The organism is Lelliottia sp. 489, from assembly GCF_050435885.1.
Lineage (GTDB): Bacteria > Pseudomonadota > Gammaproteobacteria > Enterobacterales > Enterobacteriaceae > Enterobacter > Enterobacter nimipressuralis.
Genome location: NZ_JBNDLC010000003.1, coordinates 361,868 through 384,285, shown reverse-complemented (window position 1 = coordinate 384,285; position 22,418 = coordinate 361,868). Strand labels below are relative to the sequence as shown.

General features: G+C 53.9%; 18 protein-coding genes and 1 tRNA gene. 10 read left to right on the top strand and 9 right to left on the bottom strand.

Annotation, left to right across the window (positions count from 1 at the left end):
* Nucleotides 1-10 precede the first annotated feature (10 nt).
* The 5 genes from ABIE11_RS13090 to ABIE11_RS13070 all read left to right on the top strand — a co-directional run bounded on the left by ABIE11_RS13090 (nt 11) and on the right by ABIE11_RS13070 (nt 7,966).
* Nucleotides 11-1,120 (top strand): efflux RND transporter periplasmic adaptor subunit, encoded by a 1,110-nt coding sequence (locus ABIE11_RS13090; RefSeq protein WP_429184648.1) that lies wholly within the window; start codon nt 11-13, stop codon nt 1,118-1,120.
* A complete protein-coding gene (locus ABIE11_RS13085) occupies nt 1,117-4,227 on the top strand; it encodes an efflux RND transporter permease subunit (protein WP_429184647.1) in 3,111 nt (1,036 codons plus the stop codon). Before ABIE11_RS13090 ends, ABIE11_RS13085 begins: the two co-directional genes overlap by 4 nt.
* A complete protein-coding gene (locus ABIE11_RS13080; RefSeq protein ID WP_429184646.1) occupies nt 4,220-5,029 on the top strand; it encodes an oxidoreductase in 810 nt (269 codons plus the stop codon). Before ABIE11_RS13085 ends, ABIE11_RS13080 begins: the two co-directional genes overlap by 8 nt.
* A 451-nt stretch (nt 5,030-5,480) precedes the next feature.
* Nucleotides 5,481-6,842 carry a YncE family protein gene (locus ABIE11_RS13075; protein WP_429184645.1) on the top strand — a complete coding sequence of 454 codons (1,362 nt, stop codon included), beginning with the start codon at nt 5,481-5,483 and terminating at the stop codon, nt 6,840-6,842.
* Between the two features lie 959 nt (nt 6,843-7,801).
* Nucleotides 7,802-7,966, top strand: coding sequence for a YdgH/BhsA/McbA-like domain containing protein (locus ABIE11_RS13070; RefSeq protein ID WP_429184715.1), 165 nt, complete (start codon nt 7,802-7,804; stop codon nt 7,964-7,966).
* Between the two features lie 146 nt (nt 7,967-8,112).
* Here ABIE11_RS13070 and cynR read toward each other — a convergent pair whose 3' ends face one another.
* Nucleotides 8,113-9,000, bottom strand: coding sequence for a transcriptional regulator CynR (gene cynR, locus ABIE11_RS13065; protein WP_429184644.1), 888 nt, complete (start codon nt 8,998-9,000; stop codon nt 8,113-8,115).
* 110 nt (nt 9,001-9,110) lie between these two features.
* On the opposite strand from cynR, the gene ABIE11_RS13060 reads away from it, so the two are divergent.
* Nucleotides 9,111-9,770 (top strand): carbonic anhydrase, encoded by a 660-nt coding sequence (locus tag ABIE11_RS13060; RefSeq protein ID WP_429184643.1) that lies wholly within the window; start codon nt 9,111-9,113, stop codon nt 9,768-9,770.
* Nucleotides 9,771-9,797: 27 nt separating this feature from the next.
* Nucleotides 9,798-10,268: a cyanase gene (gene cynS / locus ABIE11_RS13055; protein ID WP_429184642.1), complete on the top strand. Its 471-nt coding sequence runs from the start codon at nt 9,798-9,800 to the stop codon at nt 10,266-10,268.
* A gap of 168 nt (nt 10,269-10,436) precedes the next feature.
* Here the strand turns inward: cynS and ABIE11_RS13050 are convergent, their stop codons facing one another.
* Entirely contained in the window at nt 10,437-11,204 is a 768-nt protein-coding gene (locus ABIE11_RS13050) for an AraC family transcriptional regulator (protein ID WP_429184641.1), read from the bottom strand.
* Between the two features lie 118 nt (nt 11,205-11,322).
* Here ABIE11_RS13050 and ABIE11_RS13045 point away from each other — a divergent pair, with 118 nt between their 5' ends.
* Nucleotides 11,323-12,048, top strand: coding sequence for a type 1 glutamine amidotransferase (locus tag ABIE11_RS13045; protein WP_429184640.1), 726 nt, complete (start codon nt 11,323-11,325; stop codon nt 12,046-12,048).
* Nucleotides 12,049-12,259: 211 nt separating this feature from the next.
* On the opposite strand, the gene ABIE11_RS13040 is transcribed toward ABIE11_RS13045, so the two are convergent.
* The 4 genes from ABIE11_RS13040 to ABIE11_RS13025 form a co-directional block, all read right to left on the bottom strand.
* Complete coding sequence (locus ABIE11_RS13040; protein WP_429184639.1) at nt 12,260-13,267, bottom strand: alpha/beta hydrolase; 1,008 nt, start codon at nt 13,265-13,267, stop codon at nt 12,260-12,262.
* Nucleotides 13,268-13,473: 206 nt separating this feature from the next.
* Nucleotides 13,474-13,950 carry a DUF1348 family protein gene (locus ABIE11_RS13035; protein WP_429184638.1) on the bottom strand — a complete coding sequence of 159 codons (477 nt, stop codon included), beginning with the start codon at nt 13,948-13,950 and terminating at the stop codon, nt 13,474-13,476.
* Between the two features lie 50 nt (nt 13,951-14,000).
* Nucleotides 14,001-14,576 (bottom strand): TetR/AcrR family transcriptional regulator, encoded by a 576-nt coding sequence (locus ABIE11_RS13030; protein ID WP_429184637.1) that lies wholly within the window; start codon nt 14,574-14,576, stop codon nt 14,001-14,003.
* Between the two features lie 536 nt (nt 14,577-15,112).
* Entirely contained in the window at nt 15,113-15,688 is a 576-nt protein-coding gene (locus ABIE11_RS13025; protein ID WP_429184636.1) for a CGNR zinc finger domain-containing protein, read from the bottom strand.
* Nucleotides 15,689-16,124: 436 nt separating this feature from the next.
* On the opposite strand from ABIE11_RS13025, the gene ABIE11_RS13020 reads away from it, so the two are divergent.
* Together ABIE11_RS13020 and ABIE11_RS13015 are read left to right on the top strand one after the other, a co-directional pair.
* Nucleotides 16,125-16,517, top strand: coding sequence for a VOC family protein (locus ABIE11_RS13020; RefSeq protein WP_032650478.1), 393 nt, complete (start codon nt 16,125-16,127; stop codon nt 16,515-16,517).
* 309 nt (nt 16,518-16,826) lie between these two features.
* Nucleotides 16,827-18,839, top strand: a complete 2,013-nt coding sequence (locus tag ABIE11_RS13015) for a pyridoxamine 5'-phosphate oxidase family protein (protein ID WP_429184635.1) — start codon at nt 16,827-16,829, stop codon at nt 18,837-18,839.
* A gap of 236 nt (nt 18,840-19,075) precedes the next feature.
* Here the strand turns inward: ABIE11_RS13015 and ABIE11_RS13010 are convergent, their stop codons facing one another.
* From ABIE11_RS13010 to ABIE11_RS13000, 3 genes are all read right to left on the bottom strand, one after another.
* Complete coding sequence (locus ABIE11_RS13010) at nt 19,076-20,719, bottom strand: acetolactate synthase large subunit (protein ID WP_429184634.1); 1,644 nt, start codon at nt 20,717-20,719, stop codon at nt 19,076-19,078.
* Between the two features lie 586 nt (nt 20,720-21,305).
* A complete protein-coding gene (locus tag ABIE11_RS13005; RefSeq protein ID WP_429184633.1) occupies nt 21,306-21,617 on the bottom strand; it encodes a hypothetical protein in 312 nt (103 codons plus the stop codon).
* A 642-nt stretch (nt 21,618-22,259) separates the two neighbouring features.
* Nucleotides 22,260-22,335: transfer RNA gene (locus tag ABIE11_RS13000), tRNA-Phe, on the bottom strand.
* Between the last annotated feature and the right edge of the window lie 83 nt (nt 22,336-22,418).

Sequence of the window (22,418 nt, the reverse complement as noted above, 5' to 3'; positions counted from 1 at the left end):
AAGGGAACCCATGCTCGGGCTTAAACCTGTCACCTTTGCTGTCTGCCTGTTGCCGTTTGCCCTTGTGGCCTGCGGTGATGCTTCCGATAACAGCGATCCACGCAGTCTGCCACCTCTGGTCAGGTCTGCCGCAGCGATCAATGCAACCGACTTTTCCCGCGCTTTTACGGGGGTGGTTGTTGCACGAATTCAGAGCGACCTTGGTTTCAGGGTTCAGGGCAAAATCCTGGAACGTCTCGTTGATACCGGCCAGGCCGTAAAACGTGGCCAGCCGTTAATGCGTCTGGACCCGGTTGATCTGAGCCTGCAGGCTCAGGCTCAACAGCAGGCTGTCGCCGCAGCAAAAGCGCGTGCCCGCCAGACAGCGGATGACGAATCGCGTTATCGCGGTCTGGTCACCGCAGGTGCTGTATCGGCATCCGCTTACGACCAGATTAAGGCTGCCGCAGACACGGCCAGGGCTGACCTCAGTGCCGCCCAGGCGCAGGCGAATGTGGCGCAAAACGCCATGAGCTACGCGGTCCTGGTGGCCGATGCTGACGGCGTGGTCATGGAAACGCTGGCCGAACCAGGTCAGGTGGTCAGTGCCGGACAACCGGTTATCCGGCTTGCGAGGGCTGGACAGCGCGAAGCGGTCGTCCAGTTGCCTGAGACGCTGCGCCCGGTAGTTGGAAGTGCGGCACAGGCCTCACTGTACGGCAGCGATACACAATCTGTTTCCGCGACACTGCGGTTACTCTCTGATGCAGCCGACCCGCTAACGCGCACGTTTGAGGCAAGGTACGTGCTCAACGGTCCCATGTCTGGCGCCCCTCTGGGATCCACTGTCACCATCCATATTGCGCAGAGCAGATCATCCCAGCCGTTGCTGCAGGTGCCTTTAGCTGCCGTGTTTGACGCGGGTAAAGGCCCGGGGGTCTGGCGCATTTCAGGCAATCCCGCCAGAGTGACATGGCTGCCCGTGCAGGTCGTCAGCCTCGGGGATGATGCGGCAAGCGTGACCGGCAGCCTTAAGTCCGGCGAACAGGTCGTGGCGCTGGGGGCTCATCTGCTCCATGACGGTGAGACTGTCCGGCTGGCGAAGCAGAGCGATGTCAGTGTCGCCGGGAGTCGTCCATGAGCCGCGGGCGCTTCAATCTTTCCGCGCTCGCGGTGCGCGAGCGTTCCATCACACTGTTTCTCATTCTGCTGATTACGGTTGCCGGTATTCTCTCGTTCCTTGGACTTGGGCGCGCAGAAGATCCGCCTTTTACGGTCAAGCAGATGACCATCATTTCTGCCTGGCCAGGCGCGACGGCTCAGGAAATGCAGGATCAGGTAGCCGAACCGCTGGAGAAACGTCTTCAGGAGCTCAAGTGGTATGACCGTACAGAGACCTACACGCGTCCCGGTCTGGCTTTTACTATGCTCTCATTGCTGGACAGTACTCCCCCCTCAGAGGTCCAGGAAGAATTCTATCAGGCACGCAAAAAACTCAGCGATGAGGCCAAAAACCTGCCGGCAGGAGTATCAGGACCGATGGTCAACGATGAGTTCTCGGATGTCACGTTTGCGCTATTTGCGCTGAAGGCAAAAGGAGAGCCACAGCGGCTACTGGTGCGCGATGCTGAGTCATTACGCCAGCGCTTATTGCATGTTCCCGGGGTGAAAAAGGTCAATATTATCGGTGAGCAGGCCGAGCGGATTTTTGTCTCATTTTCCCATGACCGTCTGGCAACCCTGGGGGTTTCTGCGCAGGATATCTTTGCTGCCCTGAACAACCAGAACATGCTGACACCTGCCGGCTCGATAGACACTCGTGGACCACAGGTTTTTATCCGTCTGGATGGGGCGTTTGACAAGCTGGAGAACATTCGTGAAACGCCGGTTGTGGTGCAGGGAAGGACGCTGAAGCTTTCCGATGTGGCAACGGTCGAGCGCGGCTACGAAGATCCGGCGACCTTTATGGTGCGTAACCAGGGAGAACCTGCACTTCTGCTGGGTATCGTGATGCGTGAGGGCTGGAACGGTCTGGAGCTGGGTAAAGCGCTGGATAAGGAAGCCGCCAGTATCAATGCGGGCATGCCACTAGGCATGACATTCGCGAAAGTCACCGATCAGTCAGTTAACATCAGTTCCGCCGTAGACGAGTTCATGATCAAGTTTTTTGTGGCGCTGCTGGTCGTGATGGTGGTCTGCTTTCTCAGTATGGGCTGGCGCGTCGGTGTTGTGGTTGCCGCTGCGGTACCTTTAACATTGGCTGCCGTTTTTGTGGTGATGGAAGCCACGGGCAAGAATTTTGACCGAATAACCCTGGGATCGCTCATCCTGGCGCTGGGGCTACTGGTGGATGATGCCATCATTGCCATCGAAATGATGGTGGTGAAAATGGAGGAGGGATACGACCGGATCAAAGCCTCGGCCTATGCCTGGAGTCACACCGCTGCACCAATGCTGGCTGGTACGCTGGTTACGGCCGTCGGCTTTATGCCCAACGGTTTTGCTCAATCCACAGCGGGTGAATACACCAGCAATATGTTCTGGATTGTGGGAATTGCCTTAATCGCCTCTTGGGTGGTGGCGGTGGTGTTTACACCGTATCTCGGGGTGAAAATGCTGCCAGACATCAAAACAGTTGAAGGGGGACATGATGCTATCTACAACACCCGCCGCTACAACCGTTTTCGTCAGTTGCTGACGCGGGTAATCGCGCGAAAATGGCTGGTCGCAGGTTCTGTTATCGCGGTTTTTACCGTCGCCCTTCTCGGCATGGCACTGGTGAAAAAACAGTTTTTCCCGACGTCTGACCGGCCTGAGGTCCTCGTGGAAGTGCAGATGCCGTATGGCACTTCCATTGAACAAACCAGCGCCGCCGTGACGAAAATTGAGGACTGGCTGAAGCGCCAAAAAGAGGCAAAAATTGTGACCTCTTACACCGGGCAAGGGTCACCCCGATTTTATCTCGCCATGGCGCCGGAACTGCCCGACCCCTCTTTTGCGAAAATTGTTATCCTGGCGGACAGTCAGGAATCCCGTGAGGCGCTCAAGTTCCGTCTTCGCCAGGCTGCGGCTGATGGACTGGCTCCTGAGGCGCGGGTTCGCGTGACCCAGCTGGTGTTTGGCCCCTATTCACCCTATCCGGTTGCCTTCCGTGTGACAGGGCCTGATCCGACTGTATTACGGGACATTGCAGATAAGGTGAAAACGCTGATGCAGGCTAGCCCGTTAATGAGAACGGTCAACACGGACTGGGGCTCACGCGTGCCGACACTGCATTTCACCCTGAATCAGGATCGCCTGCAGGCAGTGGGGCTGACATCAAACGCAGTGGCTCAGCAGCTTCAGTTCTTGCTTTCGGGCGTTCCTGTCACCCAGGTGCGTGAAGATATCCGTTCGGTGCAGGTCATGGGACGCGTTGCCGGTGATATCAGGCTTGATCCGGCGAAAATAGCGGGTTTCACTCTGGTCGGCTCCGCAGGGCAGCGTATTCCGCTATCGCAGGTTGGTGAAGTCGAAGTGCGCATGGAAGACCCGGTCCTGCGACGTCGTGACCGTATGCCAACCATTACCGTGCGGGGCGATATCGCCGAATCCCTGCAGCCGCCGGATGTCTCCACTGCGATTATGAAGCTGCTGCAGCCCATCATCACAACGCTTCCGGATGGATACCGTATTGAGGAGGCTGGCTCTATTGAGGAGTCAGGAAAAGCCACCCTGGCGATGGTACCGTTATTCCCTGTCATGATTGCCATGACACTGCTGATCATTATCCTTCAGGTGCGTTCAATGGCAGCGATGGTAATGGTGTTTATGACCGCACCTCTGGGACTGGTAGGCGTGGTGCCAACCTTGCTGCTCTTCAACCAGCCCTTTGGCATCAATGCGCTGGTTGGTCTGATTGCCCTGTCAGGGATTTTGATGCGTAACACGCTGATCCTCATCGGCCAGATCCATCATAACGAGCAGGAAGGGCTTGAACCCTTCCATGCGGTCATTGAGGCAACGGTACAGCGCTCCCGGCCTGTACTGCTTACGGCGATGGCGGCCATTCTGGCCTTTATCCCTTTAACACATTCGGTGTTCTGGGGAACCCTTGCCTACACACTGATAGGTGGGACACTGGGGGGGACCATCATTACGCTGGTATTCCTGCCAGCCATGTATGCCATCTGGTTCCGGATAAAGAGCCCGACTTCAACCTCGTCAGCGGAAAATCCATCCATTTCTGAAGGATTAAAAAATGTCTGAATATAAAGTCGTTCTGATTACCGGCGTTTCGTCAGGTATTGGCAGGGCGGCAGCCCTGGCTTTTAAAGCCAGAGGTTGTCAGGTATATGGTACCGTCAGGGATATCAATAGCGCTTCCCCGTTGAATGGTGTTGCGCTGACAGAAATTGATATACGCGATGAACATTCGGTGCAACAGGCAATTGAAAGAGTGATAGTCAAAGCCGGACGTATTGACGTTCTGGTTAACAGCGCGGGTGTGTCCCTGATTGGTGCAGTGGAGGAAACATCAGTGGAGGAGGCTACCCGGCTGTTTGATACCAATTTTTTCGGGGCATTACGTACGACAAGGGCCGTACTGCCACACATGCGAAATCAGAAAAGCGGGCGTATCGTGAATGTCAGCTCCGTGCTGGGCTTTCTGCCTGCGCCCTTTATGGGCATTTACGCTGCCTCAAAACATGCTCTGGAAGGGATGTCTGAAACCCTGGATCACGAGCTACGTGGAATCGGCGTTCGCGCTACGCTGGTTGAACCTTCTTTTACAAGAACAAAACTTGATATGAACTCCGCTGAAACAGCAGAAAAGATCGCCTTTTATGAGAATGCGCGAGGCCAGACCCTGGGGACCATACTGAAACAAGTCAGTACTGCTTCTTTACCCGAAAGCGTTGCAGGAGTAATTGTTAATGCAGCATTAGGGCCATGGAAAATGCGACACACACCGGGTGGTGAAGCCACGCTGCTTGCCAGACTACGTCGTTTTGCACCTGCCAGTATGGTTAGTAAGGGATTGAGAAAAGCCTTTGGAATGAAAGATTAGTCACTTGAGAATCATGCCTAAGCTGGAATAAATGCAAGCCGATGGATATGCCAGTTGTGCAGTACTGCACAACTGGCATGACTTTTTGTGTCAAGACATTCTGTATTTATCTCACCAAAGCGGGCGAATGCGTTGCTATCAAAGTCTGGTATTAACATAGCGACTTGCTCAGTATAAATTAACATAACACAATGTTATCAACGTCTGCTTTTGGCACATAGCCGCCCCTTACCGGAAAATCTCCAGCTCGTGCGCCCGCTGCACATCCCCCCCCCATCCCCGCACTTAAGATACCACTCAAAACAGTAATGATAATTATTTACATTGATATGGTATGTTGAATGCGCAAATAACAAGACATATTTCTCAGGACGGAAGGTAAGACTCAGCGAATGGGGAATAACCTGTGGCTGCGTTGAGATGCAGCATTAATACAATTTATGGAGATAAGATGAGAAGAATTTCAGTCCGTTCAGTGCTATTGGCCTCCACGATTGCGATGTCAACTGCCACAGCGGCTTACGCCGATAGCCAATGGACAGCCGCTACCACTACCTTTCCTGGCAGTATCCGTGCTGGATCACGGGACGTTCCTGTTAAGCCCGGAGATAAAACGGTTATATTGATTAAGAGCCTGCAGGCGGGCGCGACTGTCACCATGCTGAATGGTGCTGAAGTCCTGACACCGAAACCACTGACCGCCGACGAGAAGGGAAACCTCACTATTCCGTTAACCGTTCCGGCCGATGCCGCTACAGGCCTCCATCCACTCACTGTTATCACGCAAAATCCGGCGAGTGTTTCGCAGGTCATGTTGAAATTGTCCCAAATTGTTCCCCCGAAAAACACGGAGGCTTTCAGGCTGCAAACCATTCCCGTGGGTGAGCGAGCTTACCAGTCGGCAGTTTCGGCCGACGGCAAGCTGTTCGTGACCTCTGCACGCGGCCCGAAAGATGGTAGCCGCCTGATGAGACTGAACGCCGGAACGCTGGCTGTCGAAGCGGAGGCCACGCTGGCTAAAGACAAAAAGGGTGAGCAGATTGGTGTCTTCGGCATCGGTATTGATAATGTCCATAACCAGGTCTGGACGACAAATACGCTTGCCGAGACGGTGACCATCTATGACGCAAAAACGCTTTCCGTCGTGAAAGTCTTTCCTGAGGGGACGGTCGTACATCCACGCGATGTGATTATTGATGAAGCCCACAATCGGGCTTATGTCAGCGCAGCACTGACCGGTTTTATCGAGGTTTATGATACCAAAACGCTGGAACATATCGGTCAGATGGCGTTCGTGACGAACCGCGGCCGCGACGCGTTTTACAATACAGATCTTGCGCTCGACAGTGCCGGTGGAAAACTCTATGGCGTTAGCCGCGATACGCCTTGGGTGGGCTGGATTGATCTCAAAACGGGCAAAAGTACGACGGTGAAAATACCTCAGGCGCAAGGCGCAACCGACATCGCTCGAGATCCTGAGACCGGTCGTCTTTACGTCGCTTCCCAGGAGACGAACAATGTCGTGGTTCTTGATGCGGACGGCAAGCTTCTCGCTGATACTTATATTGGTGCCGGGGGTGTATCTGTCGTTTGGGATCCGGTGACGTCGCAGGTTTTCGCCGCCACCCGTGCAGGCGGAACCGTTGCTGTTCTGGACAAAGACGGTAAACTGGTCGCGAATATCCCGATGGATGATACGCCAAACCACCTGACTGTTGCGCCTGATGGTGCCGTTTATCTGGTGTCTATGTATGGTACTACCGGGGATAAAGCTCAAACAGGCTCAGTGACGAAAATCACCCCCAAAAAATAACGGGTTTAATCCGCTACGTTATTCGCGGGCAGACTAGCCTGGCATTATTACTGGCCCCCAGCCGCTTATGGGGTGGGGGTATGTTCCCGGCATAACTGTTCTTTATTCACATCCTCTTACCCGAGGCAGGCTGGATCCATAAACTCAAATTTGCAACAAATACTCCGCGTTGCAATGTCTGCTGCACGAAGCTGCCCGTTCACAAGTCTCTAAGAGACTGCTGAGCGAAGAGCGGACCATGCTCTAGCGGGCCTGGTTGAACATTTGATTGTTAAACAATGGAGTTTTTTATGAGCCGGCGTGTTTTCGCGTTTTTTTTATCATATGCGCATTTGCTGTAAATGCTGCTGATGGCGGTAATGGCGGGAATTTTTCTGATGGAGGAAACGGATCAGACGGCAGTAATACTGTTTCTGCTCCGGGCCGGGCGGGTTGCCCGGGCGGTACCAATCCAGACCGGTCAGGAAAATTTTATCTTCCCGGGACACAACAGCAATACAGTCCCGGGAAGCAGGATGCAATGAAAGACTCCAGGTAAGGTAATAGCTTCAAGTGTCTCTGGAACCACAAACGTCCGCTCCTGGCATACTAACTGCGCTGAAGGTCCGCTGTGAGCGAGGAGCAGACGTTTTCATGCAGGTTAAACTGCTCCCGAAACACCTGAAGCAGTCCCGGCATACAGGCATTCAGTATGGGAATTTTTCTACTGGCAGAGAGCCATCCGTTGCCGGCAACGTCTTCACGCTCTGTTATCAATCACAGCTTCGTTCTTCGGCTCTTATGTATGTATAAGATTATCTAAATTAATCTATAACAAATGAGACTTTTACCTTATAAGATGAATTCCTTAACCTTGCGTTACAGCGAAGGAGAACACTCCTTTGACCATATAACCTAAGGATTAAGGCCATGAAAATTATAAAACTTTGTCAATCGTCGCCGTGACCACTCTTTCACTGATGTCGGTCTCAGTATCGGCGCAGAGCATTACCGCGAATGCGCTGACGCTCGACGACGCTGAGGCTAAGATTGCTGCGCAGGCTCAGCAACAGGGTGCTCAGTACACCATCACTGAAGCCAGCAGCAATGACGTCGTACACATGACTGCTAAGCTGCACAAATAAGGAATGGTCGTACAAGGAGGTGCCGCAAAGGGCCGCCCGACGGGCGGCCCTTTCTGCGTTTGAGACTGCGGTATAGCTATTTCTTACTGGCGGCGGCTGCCTGGAAAGCATCGGTCCTGCCCGCGTCTGTCACTGTAAAAAGGCAGTCACCCGTTCAGCTGCGCGGATATTTCTGCTGCCAGTTCAGTAAATGCCCGGGCAGCAAAGCTCTGATAAGCGTCCTTTCGACGCATCAGGACCGCTGTGCGCGTCAGGCGCTCGGGTTCCAGGGCGATCGCCACCAGATTATCCTGGGCCAGGGCCGTTCTGGCGGGCAGGAGCGTGGACAAAGATGTCCTGCGGACAATTTCTATTACCGCCCCGAGAGCGTTAGCTTCCATCAGCACCTTTGGATGAATACTGTGTCTACGGCAGTAGCTGTCAATCTGTTCGCGGGTCGCGAATTCCTTGCTGAGTAATACCAGTGACTCGGTGTTCAAAGCCTGAAGCCCGACAGATTTTTCCTTCGCAAGCCTGTGCCCGCTGTTTACCACGAGGGCAAGCGTTTCGTCCAGCAACGGTATCGCGTCGATGTCCGGGCAGTGAACATCCCCGAATGCTATCCCCACGTCCAGCTCTCCTTCCTGGAGAAGCTCTTCCATACTTTCCTGTGAAATCTCCCGTACATTGAGGGTGATCTCCGGGTAGCGAAGGTGGAATGCCTCGACCAGCGGCCCGACAAGATACGTTGTGAAGGTTGGCGTCACGGCTAAGCGAAGCGAACCACGGCTGAGATCGTTCACGTCGTGGATCGCGCGCGTGGCTTCCCGCAACTCCTGAGATGCACGGCGTACATACTGAAGATAAGCGTGTCCGGTATCCGTCAGACGTGTTGTACGACCAGACCGGTCAAACAACTGGGTGCGGAGCTCTTCTTCCAGTTGCTTTACCAGCTGCGAGAGGGCTGGCTGAGAGACGTGCAGTGCAGCCGCAGCTTTGGTGAAGCTGAGATGTTCAGCAACCGCCTGAAAATACCGTATGTGACGTGCGAGCATAACTTACCATCATAAGATTATCTGAATTAATCCATAATAATATAGACTTTTATCTTATGCCACGGGTTGTTTAATCTCAGCCACACACAACCGACACTGAGATTGCAACCATGAAAGAGATTATTGAAGGTTTTCTGAAGTTCCAGAAAAACGCTTTCCCCGAGCGGGTCAAGCTGTTCAAAAGCCTGGCTAATCAGCAAAGCCCGAGAGCATTGTTCATTTCCTGCTCTGACAGCCGTCTGGTGCCCGAACTGGTTACCCAGCGCGAACCTGGCGATTTATTCGTGATCCGTAACGCCGGTAACATTGTGCCGTCTTACGGTCCGGAACCGGGCGGGGTTTCAGCCTCAGTGGAGTATGCAGTCGCCGCGCTCCAGGTGAATGACATCGTGATTTGCGGCCACTCTGACTGCGGTGCCATGACCGCCGTTGCCACCTGTAAATGTCTCGACCATATGCCCGCCGTATCAAGCTGGCTGCGCTATGCCGACTCTGCCCGTGTGGTGAATGAAGCCCGACACCATCCCGACCAGTCATCCAAAGTCGCGGCTATGGTGCGCGAAAACGTCGTCGCTCAGCTGGCTAATATCCAGACTCATCCGTCCGTTCGTCTGGCGCTTGAAGAAGGCCGGGTGACCCTGCACGGCTGGATCTATGACATTGAGAGCGGTCGTATTGATGCTTTTGATGGCAGAACCGGTGCTTTCGTGTCCCTTGCTGAAAATCCAGAAGTTAAAGCCGTTTCCTCACAATCCAGGCATGTTGCCTGAACCCCTTACCGACCAGGAGAAAAGACCATGATCCAGACCCAAGTTACCCAGGCAGCACGTCAGGCACTCACAGAAACCATCATTCTGGCTAAGGCCCGCAAGGACCTCTCTTTCGCCGAAATTGTTGACGGGACCGGCTTGTCGGAAGCCTTCGTTACCGCAGCTTTGCTTGGCCAGCATCCGTTACCTGCCGACGCAGCGGTCGTTGTCGGCAGGAAGCTCGACCTGAATGCCGATGAAGTTAAAATGCTGCAGTCGGTGCCCGTGCGCGGCAGCTTTGCCGATGGCATCCCGACCGATCCGACAATCTACCGTTTCTACGAGATGATGTCAGTTTACGGTCCCACCCTCAAGGCACTGGTTCACGAGAAGTTCGGCGACGGCATAATCAGCGCCATTAACTTCAAACTGGACATCAAAAAAGTTGAAGATCCGGACGGTGGACACCGTGCCGTGATCACCCTGGACGGCAAGTACCTGCCAACCAAGCCTTTCTGATCCCCTCATCACCCAGCCCGGTAACTGAAGTGCCGGGCTTCCTGCGTTTTCAGTCGCGATGCTGTGCTGCCGCTCCCTCGTTGAGCGCCTGAAAGCTTCAGTGTCAGCATCGTCACGGTGCCGGATAGCGGCAATGCCCGGTTTGCCGTCACTCCCCGGCCAAACCCGTCAGAAATCACCGGGTGTTACCCCCATAACTGCACGAAATGCGGCTGAAAATGCAGCAGGCGAAGAAAAGCCTAGCTGCCAGGCAATTTGTTTAACTGATACCTTTTCGGAAAGAAGATCCAGTGATGCATATATTCTTGCCCGCTGCTTCCATGTCCGGAAGCTGAACCCCGTATCGCGTAAAAACAGGCGGGAAAAAGACCTTTCCGACATGTTTGCTGTGTCAGCCATATCAGATAACGTGGTTTCCCAGCGATGACTGAACATCAACTCCCCTGCAGCACGGAATAATCGGTCATCCTGCGGCATCGGTAGCTCTGCGGGTATGGAGGGTGCTTCGCCGATGATTTCCAGAAGCAAAAGCGCCATTTTTCGCTTCGTCAGTGTGTGGTAATCATTGTTAAACAGGCCAGCTATTAACTCCTTTACCAGCGGGACCACGTCGATCACGTGTACCCGGTTATTCTCTGCGAAATGTGTGCACTCAGATATCAGGCTGCCGCTGAGGAAAACCGCGCGCAGCTCCGTATGCGACAGTAGTCTGTAGGAGTGTTCCATCAACGGCGGGAGCCAGAGCCCCCGCTGAGGGGGAATGACCCATCGCCTGCCTGCAGCCTCAACCAGCAGAACGCCACTGCTGGCGTATAAAAGTTGTCCTTCAAGGTGATAATGAGGAGGATCCTCTCCCCCGCGCCGGTAGGAAATGGCCGTAGCTGACCAGCCCGCTGATTCATCGTGTCTTGGCGCTTTATCGATGCTTACTGGCATTTCAGATTCAAACCTCACGCTTATCATGATCCTACTGGCATTACCCGTCCCTATTTGTACAGGGGGTAATTTTGCGCAGGACTCATTTCTTAACAATGACTCAGAAGGATAAAAACCTATGCACGTGCATTTTATTGTGCATGAACATTTTGAAGCGCCCGGGGCGTACGAAACCTGGGCTATGATTCGTTGCCACGAGGTAACCTTTTCGCGCGTATATGCGGGTCAAAAGCTACCTGACAATATTCGGAATATCGATCTGCTGGTAGTGATGGGAGGGCCACAGGATCCGTCCGTCCCCCCTGATGAATGTGCACATTTTGATTCCCTTGCCGAACAGGCGCTTATTGCCTCTGCAGTTCTTCTGGGTAAAGCCGTCATCGGCGTCTGCCTGGGCGCCCAGTTGATTGGGGAAGCCCTGGGGGCTCCGTTTGCCCACAGTCCGGAAAAAGAAATCGGTAAGTTTCCGGTATTTATGACCGCTGCGAGCGAGCACAACCTGTTGTTTTCTCACTTCGGCCATCAGCTTGACGTCGGGCACTGGCATAACGATATGCCGGGACTTACGCCGGGGGCCGAAATTATCGCCTGGAGCGAAGGCTGCCCGCGACAGATAGTGGCTTATTCTGATCTGGTCTACGGGTTTCAGTGCCACATGGAACTCACGCGGTCCGTTGTTGAACTACTGATTGCGCATTCCAGCGATGACCTGAGCCGGGCGGCAGACTATCGGTTTGTCCAGTCAGCGGAAGAGTTAAGAAACCACGACTACACAGAAATGAATAATGTGTTGTTCACTTTTCTCGACAAGCTCGAGTCACGCTACCGTCGGACCGGGTTATGATTTCATGACCTGCAGCAGGATCACGAGCCGGGTTGATGACTGACAACATTACTGAGTCGAAAAAAAAGCCCCCGGCAGGCAACAGGTCGCAAGCTTAACGGGGGAAGTACAAAAAATGCTAAATAGTCCGGTTTCATAAAGTTCGTGCGGCAGTCCGGACAGTGGCAGAGGGCAAAAACGACCGACCGATGAAGCCGGCCGGTCCAGGCAGTTATTTCAGGTGTTCTTTGAGCTCATCGCCGGCCTGAGCAAGTGCGGTCCGCACGGCAGGCACGTCGCTCAGCGCGTTCAGCAGGCCGTAGTCATGAATTAACCCGTTGTAGCGTGTCACCGTCACGTCGACACCTGCGGCATCAAGTTTGCGGCCAAACGTCTCACCTTCATCGCGCAGCACGTCAAATTCGGCTGTCTGAATCAGAGTAGGAGGCAGTCCCTTCAGTTGTTCAGGCGTGGCGCGCAGCGGCGACGCCAGGATGTTGTTACGATCGCTTTCTTTAGTGGTGTAGGCATCCCAGAACCATTTCATCATATTACGCGACAGGAAATACCCGTTCTCATACTGGTTATAAGACCCGGTATTGAAATTCGCGTCAGTTACAGGCCAGAGCATGACTTCGTAGCGGATCGCCGGCGCTTTATGCTGTTTGGCCTGGAGCGCTACGGCTGCAACCATGTTTCCGCCGACGCTGTTACCTACCAGCGCCAGACGACTGCCGTCAACGCCAATTTCGCTACCGTGCTCGGCAACCCAGCGGGTTGCTGCATAAGCCTGATTAATCGCAACCGGGAAATGCGCTTCCGGTGATGGCGTATAGTCGACAAAGACGGCCGCTGCACCAGACTCAGTCACCAGGTCACGAACAAGACGTTCGTGCGTCGCAAAATCGCCCAGTATCCAGCCGCCGCCGTGGAAGAACATAAAGACCGGCAGGGTACCCTGTGCGTTATGAGGCTTCACAATGTGAAGTTTGATGGAGCCGCCATCAACGTTGATCGTTTTATCAGTGACGTCAGCAGCAGGCAGTTTCGCACCTTTCTGGGCGCCGATCAGCACCTGACGCGCGTCCTGCGGAGACAACTGTTCAATAGGCTTGCCACCGGCACCGTTCAGGACATTGAGAAACTCCCGCACGTGACGCTCCGGCTGAGACGCGTCGGCAAAGCTGTTGGCGGAAACGGCTGCCATTGCGGCAGTCAGCAACACAGATTTCATATTCATAGTACGACCTTAATAATATTGCTCACTATAAAATAGCGCGCTATCTAAATGGGCAAAGCACATGGCTTTACCTGTTTCTGAATGCCACGCGCCGAGAAAAAGTTAAGAGCCCCCGTCTCAACCAGCTCGCATTTTTACATCGACCGGTTGAGAAAAGCCCCGACCAGGACAGTGGGCACGGGCCTTACGCGGGATAGCTGAATAACTTACAGACCCAGGTCAGACAGGCTCGGATGATCGTCAGGACGGCGTCCCAGCGGCCAGAAGAACTTGCGCTCGCTTTCCTGGATAGGCATGTCATTGACGCATGCGAAGCGGCGTTTCATCAGGCCATCGGCCTCAAACTCCCAGTTTTCGTTGCCGTAAGAACGGAACCAGTTACCCGAGTCATCATGCCACTCGTATGCGTAACGGACGGCGATGCGGTTCCCGGTAAACGCCCACAGTTCCTTAATGAGGCGGTACTCGTGCTCTTTCTTCCACTTACGGGCGAGGAACGCTTCGGCTTCATCGCGATTATTCGCGAACTCCGCACGGTTACGCCATTTGGTGTCCAGTGAGTAAGCCAGTGCGACCTTTGCAGCGTCGCGACTGTTCCAGCCATCTTCAGCCAGGCGAACTTTCTCGATAGCCGTTTCCAGTGTAAATGGCGGAAGCGGCGGACGAACTTGTGTATTAGTCATGGTAAAACTCCTGTTAATTCCGGTTTGTAGTTAATAGCAATACTCTTCACTCAGGCCCCGGCTGAGACCCGTTCCAGCAAAACTTTCGCAACGTCCCGTGCGTTATCAGCGGCGTCCCTGTCGCCCATGACGTATGTCATGGTGATAGCCCCCTCTATCAGAATCAGCAGCTGCTTGGCCAGTTCCGAAGCGCGTTCAGCGTGCAGCTGCCCACAGAGCTCGAGCGCATAATCCAGCAGTTTCTGCTTATGTATTTTCGCTATCTGGCGCACGGGGTCATCCGGATCTCCCACCTCCCCGGCTGTGTTGATAAAGGCGCAGCCACGGAAGCCTTCGGACTCGAACCAGCTTTTCAGAACAGTGAACATGTTGAGAATGCGATCCTGAGGCGTTTCACCTTTATCAGACTCGGTTCTGAACCACTGCATCCAGCGTTCGTCGCGCTCATTGAGTGCGGCCGATGCCACGTCCTCCTTGTTCGCGAAATGGCGATAAATACTCTTCCTTGCGACGCCTGAGGTCTTCACCAGAAGGTCCATGCCCATGGCATGGATACCGTTCTGATAGATCAGTTGTTCAGCGGTAGTGAGGATTTTTTCCCGGGTATCCGTTGGCTTCTTGTTCATGATCTTCTCGCTAAGCTCTTGTTCATGCTTTAAAGGTAGAACGATCGTTCTACTTGGTCAAGCACTAATTTGTGATTATTTTTTTTACGGGTGAAATGGAGGGTAAATAATTCTTGTAACTCATTAAATTGACAATAAATTATTTCTTGTGACCAGGTGGTATTTTGAGAAGACGCTGTTGACGGGAAAAGAGTATGCGGAATAAGGGCGCCGGATTGGGCGGGGTATATAAAACAAGGCAGCTTCAAGCTGCTGGTTAACTCTGTACGATGGCTCTAACCTGATAAACCCAGATGCTTCCTGATAGCTCGTTCCATCTGAGCGCTGTCGAGAGAAATACTGGTGCGCTCACCGGCTACCGTCAGCCTGTACCCGCCATTTAAGGGCATCAGGGATATTACATAGCGTATGTTGTTCAGGATAATCCAGTTCACGTTGCGTCCAATACGCAGAGAATAATGTGTCCGCAGACACGGACGCTGATGTTGTTACCTGCATGCCCTGAAGCCGCACTTTCAGAGGTGCGGCCTGAGTGGCTATGAAGCTTTCCTGTTTCGGAATGCGGCCACTTTCATGCGATTGCCGCAGGTGGCCATGCTGCACCAGCGCCGGCGATGGGATTTACTCAGATCGTGAAAGAGTAAAATGCAGTTATGGGCTTCACACTGCCGCACGTATTTGAACTTTTCATCCGTGACCAGCTTCACAAGCGCATCGGCTATGGGCCAGAGGAGGCCTGCCGGGCTGCCAGCACCTGAACAAACATCCACAAGATAGCGCTGTGTATCCTGCTCCCATTTCAGCCGCGTTTCAGGGCGCCCTGTCTCAAGAATTCGGTTAATCACCGTCAGGTCTGACTCACTGGTCTTCATGGCAGCATGCACGACCGCGCGTGCTGCATTGCGCAGCTGGCGAGCCTCCTCAAGTAATCTTGGCGGAGCCATAGCTCTTTTCGGTACAAGACCCGCTGTCTGCAGCCAGTCGATAACGCTCCTGGCATCATCGAAGCAATCATGCCGGTCTTCGCCCGTCCCGTATTCACTGTTGATGAAGTCCAGCGCGAGATTATCGGCCAGGAAGAGAGGCGGGGAAGAAAGATTTTTGATTTCCATACGCACCTGTAACCTATTAAATAATTTTGACAGGTTACCAGAATTGTGTGTAACCTTCAATTAAACACTTTAATGGTTACGCGATGATTGCTATGTCGCCTTCACATTCGGGATTATCGATAGCAGATAACACGACGGCGCAGATGCACTACCCCGACAGGCGGGCAGGTAACGTTAATGTCTTTTACCGCGAGGCCGTCGGGGAATTTCTTGACCTCCATGTCCGTCAGTCGGGTTGATCCACTTCAGGCATTCAGCAGCCCGGAGCCGGGCGGGCAGTAATGGCAAATAGGCTCGCTTAAAGAAATGGGTAGCCACTGTTTTCCCGATGAAAGGCACGGCTGTTCGAAGCTAAACAGAAATTTCACATACCACAGGCGCGCTTGCCGGTTGACGATCGGGCCTAAACAGATCCATTAACAAGAGGACAGGAACAATGCCATTGACTCATGGTGTACAACATGTTGGTTTAGCCGTATCAAATCTTGAAGAGAGCGCAGCGTTCTTCACTGATTTACTGGGCTGGCAGGAAGTCAAACGACGCGACGATTACCCGGCCATCTTCGTGAAAGACGGTGCTGTGATGCTCACACTCTGGAAAACGCAAACAGAAGAACCCATTCAGTTCAATCGTAAAAACAATGTCGGACTCCATCACCTGGCTTTGCAGGTGGAGACTAAAGAGGGCCTTTACCAGATCCTTGAAGTGTTGAAGGCAAATCAGGTTGAAATTGAATTTGAGCCCACCCTGCTCCGCGAGGGGCCGTCTATGCACATGATGTGCTACGAACCGAGCGGCATACGGGTTGAATTCTATTACCCGGGTTAACTAGTTTCTGATGCCCTGTGCCAGGGACATTACCGTGATGCTATATCAGGGTAATGTCCCTGGCGGCTGTTGCCTGTGCGATTGCCGTCCTGTTAGCCGGATTGCTCACCGCAGGACGGGGGGCCGGGCTGCTCCTCTGCATGAGCCATACATTTAGAATGATGTGGCATGGGATCCGTGGGGCATTTGACAGGCTTTTTACGCCTACAGTGAAGGCAATTTTCTCGCTTCAGGTGCCAGTGATTATTTCGCTTCGTCGAAGCGGGTTCTGGCCTTACAGCAACGGTAAACGATCCCAGGGGGTGCCCCATGCAGCAGACACGCAGTGTCTTTCATGACGGTGAACGTGCAGTACAGGCACGTGCCGAAGTGCCAGAGGAATGGCTTAAGCAGGTGGAAGGTTTTGTACGCACCGAGATGCCTCTGCAACATCGTAACTTCTTTGAAAATATCCAGATGGTGATTCTGGGACTGCTCGATTCAGACGGCCGGCCGTGGTGCGTTCCGGCCCTCGGTTCACCAGGTTTTCTGGTTTCCCCCACACCGGACACACTAGAGATCCACCGGAACCCCGTTCTTTCACGTGAACTCGGCCTGGATCTGTCCCCCGGCGCCAGCGTTGGTTCGCTCGGGATTGACCTGTTAAGCAGACGCCGCAATCGAGTGAATGGCCGGATACAGCATGCCTCAGCAGGTGTAATGACCATCGGGGTCGATCAGAGCTTCGGAAACTGTCCGCAGTATATTCAGGCTCGGCAGCTGCCTCCTGGCAAGGACGAGCCGGGAGCTGTGAGTCGACGGCGCGGCAGCCTGACCGATCCGGAAGTTCGTCGGATTATTGAGGCCGCTGACACTTTCTTTATCGCCTCCCGTGCGGCTGGTTCGCTGGATGGTGGAAGCGCCGGTGTCGATGCCTCGCACCGGGGCGGGCGTCCGGGATTTCTCGGTATCAACGGGGACGGCACGCTCTCCTTTCCCGATTTCTCCGGCAATCGCTTTTTCAACACGCTGGGCAACATCGAGAGCGACGGCCGGGTCGGCCTGTTCGTTCCGGATTTTGAAACAGGTGAGGCAGTGGTGCTCACGGGGCGCGGTTCCGTCGACTGGGACCCCGACCGTATTAGGTCGTTTGAGGGTGCCGAGCGCATCGTAGACGTGGTACCGGAAGAAATCTGGCATGCCAGTGCCGTGGTGCCGGTTATCGGGCCCGAATCCGAGCCGTGGCCCGGACTTGTTGCCACGGGCACCTGGAACGATGCGCGTCTGACCGCACTCAAAACGGGTGGCTACAGGCGCTTCCGGGTAGCGTCGAAGATTAAAGAGAGCGATAACATCACCTCTTTCTACCTTACACCTGCAGATGGTGGTTCGGTTGAAATGCATCAGGCGGGACAGTTCCTGCCGGTACGACTTCGAAGCAATGGTGAGGTAATTCAGCGTAGTTACACAATTTCGCAGGGACCAAACGGGCAGAACTATCGCCTCTCGGTCAAGCGGGAAGAATACGGGGTGGCGTCCCGGCTGCTGCACGACCATTGTGAAGCCGGGGACGTCATCGAGGTAGGGTCACCTGCGGGCAGCTTCGTGCTGGATGACAGTACCCAGCCGATCGTCATGCTTTCCGGGGGCGTGGGTATAACACCCATGATGGCCATGCTTGATGCGCAGATACTGGCCCTTGAAAAAGGGGCATCCCGTCGCATGGTTTACTTCGTTCATGCGACACAGAACAGCGCCAGTCAGGCGTTTCGTCGCGAGCTCAGGGCCATGGCCCGAAGATACGACTGGCTTCGCCTCTTCACGGCATACAGTGCTCCCGGCCTGGAGGACAAACTGGGGGATACACACGACACTGAGGTGCGGCTCAGCGTGGATGCTCTCAGCAGGCTGCTACCCTTTGGCGGCTATCAGTTTTACTTGTGCGGGCCGGAAAGTTTCATGCAATCACTTTATGCGGGGTTACGTGAAATTGGCGTGGATCCTTCACATATCCACCATGAGTTCTTCGGTGCCGGCGAGCTCGGGGAACCCGGGGAGGTATTCCCGGCCGCAGTACTTCCCGAGAGTGCACAGATCACTTTTACCTCATCTGAAGTCAACGCCGAGTGGACGAGTCAGAGCGGGACTCTTCTGGACGTTGCTGAGGCTGCGGGTCTCAGGCCCGGCTACAACTGCCGTTCAGGCAAATGTGGCTCATGCGCCGCCCGGCTGGTTTCCGGAAGCGTGCATTATCCACGCCAGCCGGCGATCGCTCCCGCCGACGGCGAGGTGCTGGTTTGCTGTGCTGTTCCTGCGGAAGGGCACGTAGAAATAGAACTGTGAACGGTTCCGGTTTTTCGGGGACGGGTTTTGAGCGAGTCGGCCAGCACCGCCTGACTCACTCAGGCGACGGCAGTCTTCCTCTGTCCGTTTTGTGTGGTATCTGCACAGGACGCGGACCGGCCTGCTCGTTGCCAGTGGTCGGCCACGTTTTTACACACCCCGAACCGAAAGCAACAGCACGCCGGCGGCCGGACGTAACCCAACAGGCGCCGTAATCCGGCGGCTTTGTATCCGCCTCAGACGGCCAGCGACCTCGCGCGCAATTCATCATTAAGGATCCGATCGTTCTCGCCGTAGTCGACCGGGCAGTCAATTACGTGAACGCCTGGGGTCTTAACGCAGTGTTCCAGCAGGGGGAGAAGGGCTCCGGCGCTTTCAACACGGTAACCATTGGCGCCGTACGCTTCTGCATATTTCACAAAGTCCGGGTTGCCGTAGCCCACAGCGAATTCGGCGTAACCCATTCTGGTTTGCTTGCAGCGGATCATGCCATAACCGTCGTCACGCAGTATGACGACGGTTATGTGCATGCCTAAGCGCAGTGCGGTTTCAAGCTCCTGGCTGTTCATCATGAAGCCGCCATCGCCGCACACGGCAATCACCGGCCGATCCGGATAAACCAGATGCGCGGCCATTGCTGACGGCAGGCCAGCTCCCATGGTCGCCAGGGCATTGTCGAGCAGAACCGTATTCGGTTTGTGCGCCTTGTAGTTGCGGGCAAACCAGATCTTATAAATACCGTTGTCCAGTGCCACGATGCCTTCAGACGGCATTGCACGACGAACGTCCGCTACCAGACGTTGTGGGTACAGCGGATAGCGGTCATCATCTGCGCCTTCGGCAATCTGCGCCTCATTAGCCTCCCGAATCGCCAGAAGGCGGGTGAAATCCCACTGTACAGTGTTGTTCAATCCATCGCCGATCCTCCACACAGCATCAGCGATATCTCCGGTCACTTCGAGCTGCGGAAAATACAGGGCATCGGCTTCGGCGGACCGGTAGTCGATATGAATGACTTCGGTACTGCCGCGAACCATCAGAAACGGTGGTTTCTCGCTCAGGTCATGACCGACATTGACGATCAGGTCAGCAGATTCGAAGGCCCGGTGGACAAAGTCACCGGTGGACAGTGCTGCGTTCCCCACAAAGCGCGGGTGACGCTCGTCCACGACCCCCTTGCCGAGTTGCGTGGTAACGAACGGGATGCCGGTTTTATCGATCAGCTTCTTCAGGGCCCTTGCAGGCATTTTGCGGCTGGCCCCCGCACCGATCACCAGGATTGGGCTGCGGGCCTTCCGCAACTTCGCTACGGCCGCGTCAATAGCGGAATGTTCAGCCAGTGGCCAGCGGTTAAGGCTGCGCGGTATTGGTATGCTGTCGGTCTGCTCGGAGGCAATGTCCTCCGGCAGCTCTAGGTGAACGGCACCCGGTTTTTCTTCTTCAGCCAGGCGGAATGCTTCACGCATGCGTGAAGGGATATTGTCTGCCGAAGCAAACTGGTGAGTGTATTTGGTGATGGGGGCCATCATGCCGCATACGTCGATAATCTGAAAGCGACTCTGCCTAGACTTTTTGATCGGTTTCTGACCGGTGATCATAAGCATCGGCATGCCACCCAGATACGCGTAAGCGCCCGCAGTAGCCAAGTTGGTGGCGCCAGGGCCAAGAGTGGACAAGCTCACTCCTGCCCTGCCGGTCAGGCGGCCGTAGGTGGCCGCCATGAAACCGGCGGACTGCTCATGACGGGTCAGCACCAGCCTGATCTGCGACTTACGAAGAGATTCCAGCAAGCTGAGGTTTTCCTCACCGGGAATGCCGAACACATACTCAACGCCTTCGCTTTCCAGGCACCGCACAACAATATCGGAGGCCTTAGCCATCTTGTTTAACCTCGGAGTCACTTGTCAGGAACGACATTCAGGCTGCACCGCGCCAGTCTGCCGATATGTTTTCTCGTGTATCGGGCATAACCTGTAACATGAGCATAATGTAGAACGGTCTGTCTATACGTTACCTTAATGGTAGAACGGTCGTTCTACCTAGTCAATGTTTTTACTGATTCATGAGAATGAAAAAGCTACTACGGGCCAGTTTCGTTCACCCGGGGTATACTCCATAAATCACCCATGCGGTGCATGTAAAATCGTTGGCGATTCGGGGCGTAAGAGAAAGATCGATAAAATACCTGAATAACATCCCTTTCCTCTTTGTTGCTGAAACAGTCTTATTTAGGCTTGAATTTTTCTTTTTCTGCAGAAACGCCATTGTTGCAATAAAAAACTTTATTTATCGCGTTCAGTGCACTTATTTATCTTCTTCGCTCCGGAGATCCGAAAAAGGTAAAAACGGTTTTGTTGTAGTGGGTGGGCTGGTGAAATGAAGGAGGAGGCAGCTGGTAAAAAATATCCTACGAAAGGGATGGCTGCCGGGGCAGGTAGACAGTCCGCCTTGAGCGAGGAGCGGATGTTAGTCAAATATTTCCGATGGTTTTTCATTTTCAGGCGACCAATAACCACCGCTGCCATGGTAGGTTTCAGCACCCAATACAAACTGAGTACCACAGTGCTTACAAACAAAATGGTAATCAACTATATCGCCCCATATCATCTTTTCAGCACACTCTTGAAAGCTGTATTGATTCCAGTTATCCGCTGAGTTAATTTCGAACAGAATCCCTTTGCTGAGCGCATGCTTTGCGATACGGATTGCCTTACGTAACTGTTCAGGTTGACGGATAACGTATTTAACACATAAATCTATACACTGTTCGCAACTCATTAAGCAGCCTCCATAATGATGATTTGTTAACGTGGTTTATTCTAATCACTCACCACTGTAAACCCATCAAATTATTCACTACCGCTTCTATGGTGCTCTTCTGGACTGATGTGAGCAATGTCCGCTCCTGGCACGGAACGGACCTTCATTGACGCTATGCCAGACCTAAATTGCTGCTCAGCAGGGATTTTAACGCCGCCATTAACTTCACTTACTGGAGGCTTAACAGTGGCTGGGAAAAGTTGGTTGACGGAGGGCTGATAACCGATTTTATTGAGTACCGTGAGCAAGGCCGGGAATCCTTTCCGGGATTGTGAGGGGTTGAGCAAGCCTACCGGCGCGGTAGTGTTTTGCACACATCCGAAGTGAAGCGAGGCTGCTTGTCTTCTCCTGACCGGACAAAGACCGGATGCTGCCTTGCTGTCATCAATTCACCAGTAGGTATATCTGGTGGAAATAGTATTTATTGGCAGAGTGAAGACCAGCAGACGTTGGCACAATGACCGGAAGGGCATCGCTAAAGGAAAATGCTCAGGTGGGGCCCAAGGTGTAAAGCAGTGCCTCCTTTGGCCAGCATGACCAGAAATCTACCGGAACCCCAGAAAGCAAAAAACCAGCCGTTAAGCTGGTTTCTTTAAATAGTGGTGCCCGGACTCGGAATCGAACCAAGGACACGGGGATTTTCAATCCCCTGCTCTACCGACTGAGCTATCCGGGCAACGGGGCGCATTAAACCCGATTGGGGCCCTTCCGTCAACGAAATTTATCGATTTCGCAACGGACTGCACACTCTCTCACCAG

Excerpts from the sequence above, each read along its gene's own strand:
- ABIE11_RS13020 (WP_032650478.1), top strand. The coding sequence starts at position 16,125 with ATGCCATTGACTCATGGTGTACAACATGTTGGTTTAGCCGTATCAAAT.
- ABIE11_RS13005 (WP_429184633.1), bottom strand. The coding sequence starts at position 21,617 with ATGAGTTGCGAACAGTGTATAGATTTATGTGTTAAATACGTTATCCGT.
- ABIE11_RS13090 (WP_429184648.1), top strand. The coding sequence starts at position 11 with ATGCTCGGGCTTAAACCTGTCACCTTTGCTGTCTGCCTGTTGCCGTTT.
- ABIE11_RS13045 (WP_429184640.1), top strand. The coding sequence starts at position 11,323 with ATGCACGTGCATTTTATTGTGCATGAACATTTTGAAGCGCCCGGGGCG.
- ABIE11_RS13085 (WP_429184647.1), top strand. The coding sequence starts at position 1,117 with ATGAGCCGCGGGCGCTTCAATCTTTCCGCGCTCGCGGTGCGCGAGCGT.
- ABIE11_RS13060 (WP_429184643.1), top strand. The coding sequence starts at position 9,111 with ATGAAAGAGATTATTGAAGGTTTTCTGAAGTTCCAGAAAAACGCTTTC.
- ABIE11_RS13030 (WP_429184637.1), bottom strand. The coding sequence starts at position 14,576 with ATGAACAAGAAGCCAACGGATACCCGGGAAAAAATCCTCACTACCGCT.
- ABIE11_RS13025 (WP_429184636.1), bottom strand. The coding sequence starts at position 15,688 with ATGGAAATCAAAAATCTTTCTTCCCCGCCTCTCTTCCTGGCCGATAAT.
- ABIE11_RS13075 (WP_429184645.1), top strand. The coding sequence starts at position 5,481 with ATGAGAAGAATTTCAGTCCGTTCAGTGCTATTGGCCTCCACGATTGCG.
- ABIE11_RS13010 (WP_429184634.1), bottom strand. The coding sequence starts at position 20,719 with ATGGCTAAGGCCTCCGATATTGTTGTGCGGTGCCTGGAAAGCGAAGGC.
- cynS (WP_429184642.1), top strand. The coding sequence starts at position 9,798 with ATGATCCAGACCCAAGTTACCCAGGCAGCACGTCAGGCACTCACAGAA.
- ABIE11_RS13050 (WP_429184641.1), bottom strand. The coding sequence starts at position 11,204 with ATGCCAGTAAGCATCGATAAAGCGCCAAGACACGATGAATCAGCGGGC.
- ABIE11_RS13080 (WP_429184646.1), top strand. The coding sequence starts at position 4,220 with ATGTCTGAATATAAAGTCGTTCTGATTACCGGCGTTTCGTCAGGTATT.
- cynR (WP_429184644.1), bottom strand. The coding sequence starts at position 9,000 with ATGCTCGCACGTCACATACGGTATTTTCAGGCGGTTGCTGAACATCTC.
- ABIE11_RS13015 (WP_429184635.1), top strand. The coding sequence starts at position 16,827 with ATGCAGCAGACACGCAGTGTCTTTCATGACGGTGAACGTGCAGTACAG.
- ABIE11_RS13040 (WP_429184639.1), bottom strand. The coding sequence starts at position 13,267 with ATGAATATGAAATCTGTGTTGCTGACTGCCGCAATGGCAGCCGTTTCC.
- ABIE11_RS13035 (WP_429184638.1), bottom strand. The coding sequence starts at position 13,950 with ATGACTAATACACAAGTTCGTCCGCCGCTTCCGCCATTTACACTGGAA.
- ABIE11_RS13070 (WP_429184715.1), top strand. The coding sequence starts at position 7,802 with ATGTCGGTCTCAGTATCGGCGCAGAGCATTACCGCGAATGCGCTGACG.